At 64.1% G+C, this 11,510-nt stretch carries 11 protein-coding genes and 1 pseudogene; 3 read left to right on the top strand and 9 right to left on the bottom strand.

What is annotated here, in order from left to right; all coding sequences use genetic code 11:
- Nucleotides 1-918 (top strand): zinc-binding alcohol dehydrogenase family protein (locus tag VGH68_RS13350; RefSeq protein ID WP_331604098.1); only part of this gene is annotated, 918 nt, incomplete at its 5' end.
- A 58-nt stretch (nt 919-976) separates the two neighbouring features.
- Here VGH68_RS13350 and VGH68_RS13345 read toward each other — a convergent pair.
- The gene (locus VGH68_RS13345; RefSeq protein WP_414696937.1) at nt 977-2,281 is read right to left on the bottom strand and encodes a chloride channel protein; all 1,305 of its coding nucleotides are present in this window, start codon (nt 2,279-2,281) and stop codon (nt 977-979) included.
- A 387-nt stretch (nt 2,282-2,668) separates the two neighbouring features.
- Between VGH68_RS13345 and VGH68_RS13340 the strand changes: the two genes are divergently transcribed.
- Complete coding sequence (locus tag VGH68_RS13340) at nt 2,669-2,836, top strand: hypothetical protein (protein ID WP_331604097.1); 168 nt, start codon at nt 2,669-2,671, stop codon at nt 2,834-2,836.
- A gap of 3 nt (nt 2,837-2,839) precedes the next feature.
- On the opposite strand, the pseudogene VGH68_RS13335 reads toward VGH68_RS13340, so the two are convergent.
- The 8 genes and pseudogenes from VGH68_RS13335 to VGH68_RS13300 form a co-directional block, all read right to left on the bottom strand.
- Nucleotides 2,840-3,141: pseudogene (locus VGH68_RS13335) on the bottom strand (porin); the annotation flags it as partial.
- 135 nt (nt 3,142-3,276) lie between these two features.
- Nucleotides 3,277-4,323, bottom strand: coding sequence for an ABC transporter substrate-binding protein (locus VGH68_RS13330; protein WP_331604096.1), 1,047 nt, complete (start codon nt 4,321-4,323; stop codon nt 3,277-3,279).
- Nucleotides 4,324-4,360: 37 nt separating this feature from the next.
- Nucleotides 4,361-5,488, bottom strand: a complete 1,128-nt coding sequence (locus VGH68_RS13325) for an FAD-binding oxidoreductase (protein WP_331604095.1) — start codon at nt 5,486-5,488, stop codon at nt 4,361-4,363.
- On the bottom strand, nt 5,481-6,914 hold the full coding sequence (locus tag VGH68_RS13320; protein ID WP_331604094.1) for an NAD(P)/FAD-dependent oxidoreductase: 1,434 nt from the start codon (nt 6,912-6,914) through the stop codon (nt 5,481-5,483). The genes VGH68_RS13325 and VGH68_RS13320 overlap by 8 nt, the downstream gene beginning before the upstream one ends.
- Complete coding sequence (locus VGH68_RS13315; RefSeq protein WP_331604093.1) at nt 6,911-7,279, bottom strand: (2Fe-2S)-binding protein; 369 nt, start codon at nt 7,277-7,279, stop codon at nt 6,911-6,913. Before VGH68_RS13315 ends, VGH68_RS13320 begins: the two co-directional genes overlap by 4 nt.
- 23 nt (nt 7,280-7,302) lie before the next feature.
- Nucleotides 7,303-8,097, bottom strand: coding sequence for an ABC transporter permease (locus VGH68_RS13310; protein WP_331604092.1), 795 nt, complete (start codon nt 8,095-8,097; stop codon nt 7,303-7,305).
- Between the two features lie 27 nt (nt 8,098-8,124).
- Nucleotides 8,125-9,039, bottom strand: a complete 915-nt coding sequence (locus VGH68_RS13305) for an ABC transporter permease (protein WP_331604091.1) — start codon at nt 9,037-9,039, stop codon at nt 8,125-8,127.
- On the bottom strand, nt 9,032-10,123 hold the full coding sequence (locus tag VGH68_RS13300; protein ID WP_331604090.1) for an ABC transporter ATP-binding protein: 1,092 nt from the start codon (nt 10,121-10,123) through the stop codon (nt 9,032-9,034). The genes VGH68_RS13305 and VGH68_RS13300 overlap by 8 nt, the downstream gene beginning before the upstream one ends.
- Nucleotides 10,124-10,427: 304 nt before the next feature.
- On the opposite strand from VGH68_RS13300, the gene VGH68_RS13295 reads away from it, so the two are divergent.
- Nucleotides 10,428-11,300: an IclR family transcriptional regulator gene (locus VGH68_RS13295; protein WP_331604099.1), complete on the top strand. Its 873-nt coding sequence runs from the start codon at nt 10,428-10,430 to the stop codon at nt 11,298-11,300.
- Nucleotides 11,301-11,510: the final 210 nt, after the last annotated feature.

Here is an 11,510-nt window from a genome sequence, read left to right as displayed (position 1 = left end):
AAGCGGGTCGGCGTATGCGGTACCGACTTGCATATTTTCACGGGAAATCAGCCGTATCTGGCCTATCCGCGCGTGATGGGCCACGAGTTGTCCGGCATCGTCGAACAGGCGCCGCCGCGCAGCGGACTCGTTGCGGGCGACCAGGTCTTCGTGATGCCGTATCTGTCGTGCGGCCAATGCATCGCGTGCCGCCGCGGCAAGACCAATTGCTGCGTGAACATCCAGGTGCTGGGCGTGCACCGGGACGGCGCGTTCACCGAGTACCTGAGCGTGCCCGCGCAGTTCGTCCACAAGGCCGAAGGCATCACGCTCGATCAGGCGGCCATGGTCGAATTCCTCGCGATCGGCGCGCATGCGGTCAGGCGTGGCGACGTGAAGCAAGGCGAGCGCGTGCTCGTGGTCGGCGCGGGACCGATCGGCATGGCGGTGCTGACGTTCTCCAGACTGCGCGGCGCGACGGTGACCGCCCTCGACACCCGTGCGGACCGGCTCGACTTCTGCGTGAAACAACTAGGCGCCGCCGCGGCGGTGCAGACCGGCGACGGCGATCACGCGCAATTGTCGGCGCTGACGGACGGCGACTTCTTCGATGTGGTGTTCGACGCGACGGGCAACCCGAAAGCAATGGAGAGGGGCTTCCAGTTCATCGCCCATGGCGGCCGGTATGTGCTCGTATCGATCGTGGCCGACACGATCACTTTTTCAGACCCGGAATTCCACAAACGCGAAGCCACCCTGCTCGGCAGCCGCAACGCGACGCTCGAGGACTTCGACACGGTCATCAAGGCGATGCGTGCCGGACACATCCCGGACCGCGCGCTCAACACGCATCGGCTCGCGCTGGCCGATGTGCCTGCGCAGTTCGCGACACTGCTCGATCCTGCCGGCGGTGTCGTCAAGGCGATCGTGGAATGTTAGCGATGGGCCCCTTCGCATCGCGAGGGGCCATGTGTTTGCGGGACTACCTGCATTTGCCTCACGGCTCCCGCAGATAACGTTCGGAAAGCGCTTCGTACAGCGGCGGCGCAAATAGACGCGACACGCGGCTCGCAATGAGCGCCGTCGCCATCAGCGAGATGACGAGGGCGTGCCCGTTGATCATCTCGATGACGATCACGAACGCCGTGATCGGACTCTGCGTGACCGCCGCCAGATAGCCGACCATACCGAGCGCGATCAGCATCGGCAGTTGCATCTGCGAGAACACCATGTGCACCGTATTGCCGATGCCTGCGCCGATCGCAAGCGACGGTGCGAACAGACCGCCCGGCGCGCCCGGCAGGTACGATCCCACCATCGAGACCATCTTCAACAGCGGATACGCGGCGCTGACATGCGCGCTGCCTTCCAGCATGCTGCGCGCCTCGGCGTACCCGCTGCCGAACGTATGACCGTGCGCCAGCACGCCGACGACCGCGATGACCAGGCCGCACACCGCGCCGAACAGCACGGGCCGCTGGCCGCGCAGCTCGAACAACGATTGCGGCATCCAGCGCTTCGTATTAAGCAGCAGCCAGCAGAAACACCCGCCCAGCACGCCGGCGATCACGCCGATCACCACGACAGCGAGGCTGAGCCATTCGGGCAGGCGCGAGCCGACATCGATCGTGCCGAAATACACATAATTTCCCTGAAGCCCCAGCGAAACGACGCCAGCGAAAATGATGGCCGTGATCAGCACGCCGCTGGTGCGCTGCTCGAAACTGCGCATGAGTTCCTCGATCGCGAAGACGACTCCCGCGAGCGGCGCATTGAATGCCGCGGACAAACCGGCGGCCGCGCCCGCGAGCGCGAGCCGGCTCTCCAGCACGCCTGGCCGGATCGTCAGAAAACGCCGCGGATAGAAGCGCCTGAGACTGAACATCAGCGCGGCGCCGACGTGAATCGTGGGTCCCTCGCGGCCGATCGTGAAGCCACCGAGGATCGCAAGAAACGAGACGAAGATCTTCCCGACCAGGATCCTCAGCGCCAGCAGTCGCGGGCCGAGTTCGCTCGGCCCGTGCAGCATCGCGATGACCTGAGGGATACCGCTGCCTTCGGAGCCATCGAAGAAACGGCGTGTAAGCCAGACCGTGACTGCGCCGGTCGCGGGCGCGACGAAAAGCGGCAACCACCACCGGTCAGCCGCGTAGCGCAGAAACACCCCGTAGCCGAAATCGATCAGCTTCGCGTAGAGCACGGCGACCAGGCCGACGGCAATGGCGCCCATCCAGAACACACCGTAATGTAGCCATAGCCGGTTGGCTCGCTGGAGGCTGCGCCGGTCAATCAGCCCGAACATGCGCACGATTCGTATCCCCTTTTCTAATACCCGCCTTTCGGACGATTCCATCGACGGCGTCACCTTCATGCCGGAGGCGGCAAACTCAGGCCTTGCACGGCGGCGGGCCTTCACACTGGCCGCGATTATAAGCCAGCATAAAGCGAGCCCCGAACGGGGCACGACACGGCGCACGCGCGTTCGTGCTCGAACGGCCAGCTGCCGGGAGCGTGAGGGCAATCGGGTACGAGCTGTGGCCGACGCCCGTGGCCGCGTCATCGCGGCCGCCTGGCGCGAGCATCGAGACGAGCGAACGCTGCGACACGAGCAGAGTATTGAAGTCAAGGAAGCACACGAACAGAAGCCCGGCACAATGACGTGTGCATGCGCGAGCGAGCCGGGTGACAGTTGGCCGACCGGCAAGCGGCCGATCGACGACGACTCCGGCAGATCGGCCAGCTTAGCCAGGACGGCCGCGAAATCGCCCTCGAACTGCAGACGCTGAGCGAGGAAGCTGTGCTCTGCCGCTTGCCCGACGGTGAATGGGCGCTGGAAGGTGCTGCCGGAAAGAACTAGAGGTCAGAACTTCTGACGCAATCCGACCCGCACGACCGCCTGCGAATTCGACGTCGACGGTGTCAGCAGATTAATCGCGGCCACTGCCTGCTTGCCGGTGGAATCGGTGCCGGACGCATGCTGGTACACGCCGATCACGTAGACCGTCGTGCGCTTCGACAGGAAGTATGCGCACACAGTTCTCCCTGATGATATTTCGCGCCTGGGTTCGCGTTCACGCCGTTGCCGTCCGTATAGTCATACGCGGCACCGAGCAGGACCGCCGGCGTGGGCCGGTATCGGAACTGATTTCCAAAAGCGTGCGTGAGCTTGTCGTCGATGGCGCATGGAAAGGCTACGCCACCTGGCTCGGCGATAGCGGGCACGACAGTCGACCATGATGGCCGTCTCGCACCGCACGCTATCGAAGCTCACGGTGCGTGACTATCACCATCCGCTCACTACTTCTCGATCTGACGATTCCAGCGCGCATCCCACTGCGCGCGGTGCGCATTGATCGCGTCCCAATCCACCACTGTCACTTTGCGCACCAGATCGTCGATGCTGCCGAGGCTTTGCTGCATCGACGGCGTCATCTTCGCGAGACGGTTGGTGGGAATCTGTTTGCCGGCTTCGGCGGCCTTCGTCTGAGCCGGGGCCGACAGCAGGAATTGCGCGAGCTTCTGCGCGAGTTGCGGGTCCGGGTTATTGTTGACCACGCATAGATCGACCATGAGCAGCACCGCGCCTTCCTTCGGATTCACGTATCCGACCGGAACGCCCTTGTCCTGCAGATCGCCGACGCCGGTCGGCGACAGCGGAAACAGACCAGCGTCGCCGGTTTGAACCATCTCGGAAATCTTCGCCGAATTCGGTATGTACTCGACCACGTTCGGGCCCACCGTACTCGGCCATTTGGTGAAGCCCGGTTCGACGTTCTGCTCGCTGCCGCCCATCAGACGGTTGATGGCAAGGAAGCCGTGCAGGCCAAAAGTGCTGCTCGAAGCCGATTGAAACACCACCTTGTCCTTGTACTTGGGATCGGCGAAATCCATCCACGAGGTAGGCGGCGCCCAGCCTTTCTCGGCAAACAGCTTCTTGTTGTACGCAATACCGGTCATGCCGAGTTGCACGCCCGCGCCCATATCGTCCTTCATGCGCGCAAACGGATAGAGTTCCTTCAGTACCGGTGCGTCGTCGAGCTTCTTGCACACGCCCATGCCGACCGCGCGCGCCATGACGCCATCGTCGAGAAACACGACGTGGATCTGCGGATTCGTCTTGTTGGCGAGCAGCTTGGCGAGAATGTCCGACGAGGTGCCCGGCACCACCACCACCTTCACATTGTTGGCTTTCTCGAAGTCGGGCAGGACCTGGCTCGTATACGCCTTCTCCATCGGCCCGCCGTTCATACCGATGTAGATGGTTTTGGCTTGCGACCACGCCGACGGCGCAGCGCCGAATGCGCACATTGCGGTCAGCGCCGCGAGCGTCTTGAACAGTTTCATCGAAGGTCTCCTGAGGGTCACTAAACGACGCGAGGGTTTAGGCGACCGGCGAGGTCGCGATAGCAGCAAAGCGGTCAATCGAGAAAGCATCGAGCGGCGTGGCGGTGGCACCGTCAACGACGAGTTCGGCGAGCACTTCGCCGACACCTGGCGCGAGCAGGAAGCCGCCGCCTGAAAAACCGAACGCATGCAACAGACGCGGCACGGTACGGCTCGCACCGATGATCGGATTGCTGTCCGGCGTTTCGCCTTCCACGCCGCTCCATGTGCGAATCAGCAGCGCCTCGCGCAACGCGGGCAGCAGCGCACACGCGTCGCGCATCACCACGCGCGTGGTTTCCGTCGACGGCTGAGCGTATTCGCCGTCGCCATGTCCCCGTCCGCCGCCGATCACGCAATTGCCGCGCGCGACTTGCCGCGCGTAGATCCCACCGCCATACACACCGAGGTTGTGGGTGATGAACAACGGCAGTGGTTCGGTGACCCACATGTTCGGGTAGATCGATTTCATTGGCGCGGCCTCGCCGAAGCAGGCCGCCACCGTATTGGCCCACGCGCCCGCGCAATTGATGAGCCAATCAGCACTGGTACGCACATCGCCAGCGCGCAACTGGAAGCGTGTGCCGTCGTGATGAATGTCGCCGAGTTCGGTTTGCTCGCGCACGTCCGCACCGGCGGCCCGCGCGGCTCGCGCGAATGCGGGGGATACGAGGCGCGGATTGGCATGGCCGTCGGTCGCGCACAGCGAGCCGCCGACGGCCGCCGGCCCGAGCCACGGATAACGTTGGCGGAACGCCGCACCGCTGATCAGTTGCGCATTCAGTCCATAGCCACGCGCCATGTCGGCCCAGTTTTGCAGCGCGAGGAGATCGCTCTCGCTGCGAGCGAGGCGCAAATGTCCCGATACCGTGAATTCGCCGTCGATGCCGATCAATTCCGGCAAGCGGTCCCAGACGCGCCGCGCGCGGATCGCAAGCGGCATTTGTTCAACCGGGCGTCCCTGGCAACGCACGCCGCCATAGTTCACACCACTCGCCTGGGCCCCGCAGTAGCGTCGCTCGAACAGGCCCACGCGCAGGCCGCGCCGCGCCAGTGCCAGCGCAGCCGAGGCCCCCACCAGCCCGCCCCCCGCGATCGCGACGTCGTAGTGCAATGTGTCACTCATCGCGCGCTTCCAGCGGAATTTCGGCGAACTCGTCGGCCATCGTCTGCGCAGACAGCGGAATCGGCTTGACCGGCGGCTGGCTGCGCAAGCGGCCCAACGCGTCGAGCGGTTTGCCGGTTTCTTCGGCAAGCAGGCTCAGCGCGGCTTCGCCGCACATGCGGCCCTGGCAGCGGCCCATTCCGGCGCGCGTGAGCGCCTTCAGACGATTGATTTCATGTGCGTCGCCGGCTCTGATGCAAGCCCGCAGCGTGCGCGCATCGATCTCTTCGCAGCGGCAAACGATCATGTCGTCCGGCCATTGCGACGTGCATCGCGCCGGCGGCGCGAAGGCCAGTTCGATGCCCTCGCGAAACACCGCGATGCGTTTCAGCCTGCGCGCGATCGCCGCGGCATCCGGCAGGCCCGGAGCCCGCGGATGCGCGATGCCAAGGTCGTCGAGCAACGCGAGCGCCGCCCGGCGCCCGGCCAGTTCGGCGGCATCCGCGCCGGCGATGCCGGCGCCATCGCCGGCGAGATAGACGCCGCGCAGCGAGCTGCGTCCCATCGGGTCCACCTCGGGGAGCCAGCAGCGATGGGTCGCGTCGAAACGGAAGCGGCAGCCCGCAAGATCGGCGAGCTGGGTTTCGGGTTTCAGCCCAAAGCTCACGCCGATACCGTCGCATGCAATCGTTTCAGTGCGCGAGCCTTCACACGAGCGCCGCCATTCGAGCGCTTGCACACCGTCTACACCGCGGATGCCGACCAGCATCACATCGCGCTCGATGCGCACGCGATGCGCTTTGAGCCAGCCAACGTAAGAGAGGCCTTTCGCGAAAGTGGACGGCAGATGCGCGAGTTTCGGCACCGCGGCGATCTGCTGCGAAAACGGACTCGTGTCGAGCACGGCGCTGACTTGTGCACCCGCCCTCACGTACTGGTATGCGACCAGATACAGCAACGCTCCGGTGCCGGCCAGCACGACGCGCCGGCCGATCGCGCAGCCTTGCGATTTCAGCGCGACCTGCGCCGCGCCCAGCGTGTAGACGCCGGGCAGGGTCCAGCCCGGCATCGGCAGCACGCGGTCGGTCGCGCCGCTCGCGATGATCAGATGCGAGAACGGCACGCTCAGCTCGCGCCCCGCGTGCAAGGTATCGAGACGGCCCGTTTCGCATGCCCACGCGAGTGTGTCCGGGCGATAGTCGACGTGAGGAAGCAGCGCCGCCATCGTCGAATGCAAGGCTTCGGCCTTGTGCGCTTCGAAGCCGTAGAGCGTTTTTTTCGACCGCTCGAAGCCACCATGAGCAGGCGGTTGCCGATAAATCTGCCCACCACAGCGGGCATTTTCATCGATCACGATCGGTCTTAGCCCCGCTGCGACCAGCGTCTGGGCGGCGCGCACGCCCGCCGGTCCGGCGCCGACGATCACGATGCTGCGCTCGCCGCTCATTGCGCGTCTCCGGCTTTACCGGTAGCGCCGCCTTGCGCAGCGGCAGCCCGCGTGAGCACGCGCATGCCTTCGGTCACGAGCGTCGAGCATGCGCGCACGCGCGTGCCGTCCTCGGCGCGCATCCAGCAGTCCTGGCATGCGCCGATCAGACAAAAGCCCGCGCGCGGCGCGCCGCTGAATTCGCTTTCGCGCAGGTGGCGCTGGTGCATCAGCACGGCGCTCAGCAGCGTATCGCCTTGCAGCGCGGCGACCTGCTCGCCGTCGACAAAAAAGTGCAGCGGTTCGCGCCGCGTTTCGGCCAAGCGGACGAATTGCGGCTCTCGGCGCGGCGCGCCGGCTTCAGCAAAGAGGGAAACGGACGGCATCAGAGCGTGCTTGGAAGAGGACATCAATGCTGGCCGATCAGGATGCGGTTCAGGCCATACACGCGGTCGAGCAACAGCATTGCACCGCCGGTAATGAAGATCACCAGCGCCGAGACGGAGGCCATCATCGGATCGATCGATTCGGTCGCATACATGTACATGCGTACCGGCAGCGTGACGGTTTGCGGCGACGTGACGAAGATCGACATGGTCAACTCGTCGAAGCTGTTGATGAAGGCGAGCAGCCAGCCGCCGGTGACGCCCGGCAGAATCATCGGGAAGGTGATGCGGCGAAAGGTGGTCCACGGATCGGCGCCGAGCGAGTGCGCGGCGTGCTCGATGCTGCGATCGAGCCCGCTCACCGAAGCCAGCACGAGCCGCATGACGAACGGCGTGATGATGATCATGTGCGCGACGACGAGCCACGCGAACGAACCGGTCGCGCCGATCAGCGCGAAAAAGCGCAGCAGCGCAATGCCAAGTACCAGGCCGGGGATCACGAGCGGCGACAGCAACAGGCCGTTCAGAAAGCCGCGGCCCGGAAAGCGCGCGCGGCCGATGGCGAGCGCGGCGGGGAGCGCCACGATCAGCGACAACGTCGCAGAAGCGAACGCGAGCCTCAGACTGTTGAAAAACGCGCCGATGAAATCGGGGTAGTCGAGGATCGCGCGGAACCACCGCAGCGAGACGCCGTGCGTGGGCAGCGTGAGCGTTTCGCCGGGCGTGAACGCGACCAGCACGACGATCACGAGCGGCGCGAGCACGAATGCGATCACGAGCGTATGGAAGATCAGCGCAATGGGGCCGTTTTTTCTCATGACGTTTTCATTGAGCGAGCCGATAAACTAGCCGAAACTTCTGGCGTACCTGCGTTCCACAACCCGGTAGTACGTGAGCATCACGATCAGATTCGCGACCAGCAGCAGGAGCGCGATGGTCGCGCCAAGTGGCCAGTTCAGCGAACCGAGGAATTCGTCGTACACGGCGGTAGCGGCAACTTTCAGGCGTCGTCCGCCGAGCAGGCCGGGAATCGCGAACGCGCTCGCCGACAGACCGAACACCATCAGGCTGCCCGACAGAATGCCCGGCGTCAGTTGCGGCAACACGATGCGGCGCAGCGTGGTGGCCGGCGACGCCATCAACGACAGCGCGGCGTTTTCGGTTTGCGGGTCGAGCTTCTGCAGCGCGGTCCACACCGGTATCACCATGAACGGCAGCATCACGTGCACGAGTGCAATCACGATCGCGAAGGTCGTGTACTCGAGCTTGTATGGCCCGAGCCCGAACAGGCCAAACGCCTGGTTCACGAGGCCGTTGGTGCTGAGCAGCATGCTCCAGCCGAATGCGCGCACCACCACCGACACCAGCAGCGGCGCGAGGATTACCAGCAGAAACATCGAGCGGTACGGGTCGCGCATGCGCGACAATACGTAGGCTTCGGGCGTGCCGATCACGGCACACAGCAGCGTGACGAGAAATGCAATGCCGAACGTGCGCAGAAAGATCGTGTGGTAATACGACGAACCCAGTACCTGCACGTAATTGCCGAACTGGAACGCGGCGATCGGACCAGTGGCCGGATCGAAACGATAGAAGGTCAGCACCAGCGTCATCAGCAGCGGCACCAGCACGAGCGCCACGAATAACAGAAAGGCGGGCGCGCACATCAGCCACAGAGGCAGATACGCATGCCAGCGCGCGCGGCCCACGTGGCCGGATTTCATCTCGCGGCCGTCGGTGGCCGGTAGCGTGCTAGCCATGATGCGCATCCCGTTGAATGAAGCGGACCGCGTCACTGTTCCAGTCGACACCGACGTTCGCGCCTTCGGCCAGCGGCTCGGTACCTTCATTCTGGCAGCACACCAGCACTTCGCCGAGCCGGCTGTCCAGCCGGTACAGCCATTGACTGCCGAGGAAGAAACGGCTTGCCACGGTGGCCGACATACGCCCCGCCTGCGGTGCGCACAGGCGCAGCTTTTCCGGGCGGATGCACAACGTCACCGCGTCGCCCACGCCGACCACGGGCTCGCTCGCCGGCAACTGCCTCGTGTGCCCCGCCTCGGCGATGTCGTGCCCCAGGTCGATACAGATCGCGTCGCCGTCGCAGGCGACCACGGTGCCCGGCAGCATGTTGGCCTTGCCGATGAACTGCGAGACGAAGCGATTTTCCGGGCGTTCGTACGCTTCGTATGGCGTATCGATCTGCGTGATGCGGCCGGCTTCCATCACCACCACGCGATCGCTGATCGATAAAGCCTCGGATTGATCATGCGTGACCATGATGGTGGTCGTGCCGATCTTGCGTTGAATGCCGCGCAGCTCGAACTGCATGTCTTCGCGCAGCTTGGCGTCGAGATTGGACATCGGTTCGTCGAGCAGCAAGACCGGCGGCGCGATCACGATCGCACGGGCAAGCGCCACGCGCTGCCGTTGACCGCCGGAGAGTTCACGCGGAAAGCGATGCGCGAGCGTGTCGAGGCGCACCAGCGAGAGCGCCTCGCGAATCCGCTCGTTGCGCTCCCGCTTGTCGATATTGCGCATCTCCAGGCCGAAGCCGACGTTGTCAGCGACGCTCATGTGCGGAAACAGCGCGTAGCTCTGGAACACGATGCCGAGGCCGCGCTTATTCGGCTTCATGTGCGTGATGTCGCGGCCATCGAGTGTGATGGAGCCACGCGTCGTCTCGACGAAGCCCGCGATCATCTGCAAGGTGGTGGTCTTGCCACAGCCGGACGGCCCGAGCAACGAAACGAACTCGCCTTTTTCCACTGACAGGTTCACATCGGCGACTGCTTGCAGATCACCGAATGACTTCGTTACGTCCGTGAGTGTGAGGAACGACATGCTCTGGCCTTTGGAGGATTCGACGCCGGTTCAATCGACTGACTGTGTCGAAGACCGACTCTAGCCAGCCAAATTACCTCGAGTCAATTTCAAATTCCGTTCAGCGATATGCCTTTTCTTTTGATTCCGTTGGATGGAAGACTTCTGAGTTATCGGTCGCTACCTATTCCGCTGCGTGATGTCCGGTGAATCCCCTACGGTCTTGCCCAGGCAGAGCAATCTCGCAGACCGGTACGCAATCATTGCCTTCCGCCGCAACGCCGTATAGTGTTCCGGTCATTGAAATAACGCCCGCCACATCATGATGAATGCCGCCGTCAAACGAAATGCCACCGCCGACGCTACCGCGCAGCCCGTGGCCGGCCCCGGCATGCTGGAACGCGCGTTCGCAGTGATCCGCGCATTGTCCGAAGCGCAACCGGACGGCGGGCGTGTCACGCGCGTCGCGAAAGCCGTCGGCCTCACGCAAGGCACGGTGCATCGCATCCTTCATGCGCTGATCGCGCAAGGCGTCGTCGAACAGGACGAAACGTCCCGGCTATATCGGCTCAGCGTGGACTTCTTTGCGCTCGCGGCGCAAGCGGGCAATCCGAGCGGCATGCGCACACTGTGCCGCCCCGCACTGCTGCGCCTGTGCGCCAGTCTGGGCGACACGGTGTTTCTGCTCGTCAAAAGCAGCTTCGACGCGGTGTGCCTCGATATCTGCGAGGGGCCGTTTACGATCCGCTCGTTCACCGGCGATGTCGGGGGGCGTGTGGCACTGGGTGTGGGCCAGGGAAGTCTGGCGATTCTGGCATTCCTGCCCGAAGCCGAGCGCGAAGAAATCATCCGCTTCAACGTGCCGCGCGTGCGCGGCTACGGCGTGGTCGACGAAGTCTATTTGCGCACCGAGATCGAACGCGTGCGCCAGTTGGGCTACGCGGGTCGCAACAGCGGCGTACTCGACGGCATGGCGGGCGTGGCGGTGCCGATTCTCGATCGCACGGGTGTGGCAGTCGCAGCGTTGAGCGTCGGAACGCTGGCAGCACGTCTTGGCGATGATCGTCTGCCAACGGTGGTCGAATTGCTGCGGCGGCAGGCCGAGGCGATCGGTCCGCAGATCAACCCGTTCGATATTGCTCTACGTCGGCCGGCGGGCGGAATGGCGCGAGTGATGAGCACCGATGGCGTGAATTGAGCGGCGAACGTTCGTCGCCGTATCACCGGCTCCGGCGAAACTGCACCGCAACACTCACCAGAATCGCCAGTGTCCCAACCGTTTCCAACAACGCACTGAGCACGATTTCCTCCAAGGGATCAACGATGCGTGAACGCGGGCGCATATATTTTCAAAAAGAACGCCAGCGTGATACATGACGTGATCACGAGCGTGATCGCGCGAACCATT

The organism is Paraburkholderia sp. (assembly GCF_036488505.1).
Lineage (GTDB): Bacteria > Pseudomonadota > Gammaproteobacteria > Burkholderiales > Burkholderiaceae > Paraburkholderia.
The sequence above is the reverse complement of the archived record's forward strand: the minus strand, read 5'-3'. Positions and strand labels throughout refer to the sequence as shown.

Excerpts from the sequence above, each read along its gene's own strand:
- VGH68_RS13295 (WP_331604099.1), top strand. The coding sequence starts at position 10,428 with ATGAATGCCGCCGTCAAACGAAATGCCACCGCCGACGCTACCGCGCAG.
- VGH68_RS13315 (WP_331604093.1), bottom strand. The coding sequence starts at position 7,279 with ATGCCGTCCGTTTCCCTCTTTGCTGAAGCCGGCGCGCCGCGCCGAGAG.
- VGH68_RS13310 (WP_331604092.1), bottom strand. The coding sequence starts at position 8,097 with ATGAGAAAAAACGGCCCCATTGCGCTGATCTTCCATACGCTCGTGATC.
- VGH68_RS13320 (WP_331604094.1), bottom strand. The coding sequence starts at position 6,914 with ATGAGCGGCGAGCGCAGCATCGTGATCGTCGGCGCCGGACCGGCGGGC.
- VGH68_RS13330 (WP_331604096.1), bottom strand. The coding sequence starts at position 4,323 with ATGAAACTGTTCAAGACGCTCGCGGCGCTGACCGCAATGTGCGCATTC.
- VGH68_RS13345 (WP_414696937.1), bottom strand. The coding sequence starts at position 2,281 with ATGTTCGGGCTGATTGACCGGCGCAGCCTCCAGCGAGCCAACCGGCTA.
- VGH68_RS13305 (WP_331604091.1), bottom strand. The coding sequence starts at position 9,039 with ATGGCTAGCACGCTACCGGCCACCGACGGCCGCGAGATGAAATCCGGC.
- VGH68_RS13300 (WP_331604090.1), bottom strand. The coding sequence starts at position 10,123 with ATGTCGTTCCTCACACTCACGGACGTAACGAAGTCATTCGGTGATCTG.
- VGH68_RS13325 (WP_331604095.1), bottom strand. The coding sequence starts at position 5,488 with ATGAGTGACACATTGCACTACGACGTCGCGATCGCGGGGGGCGGGCTG.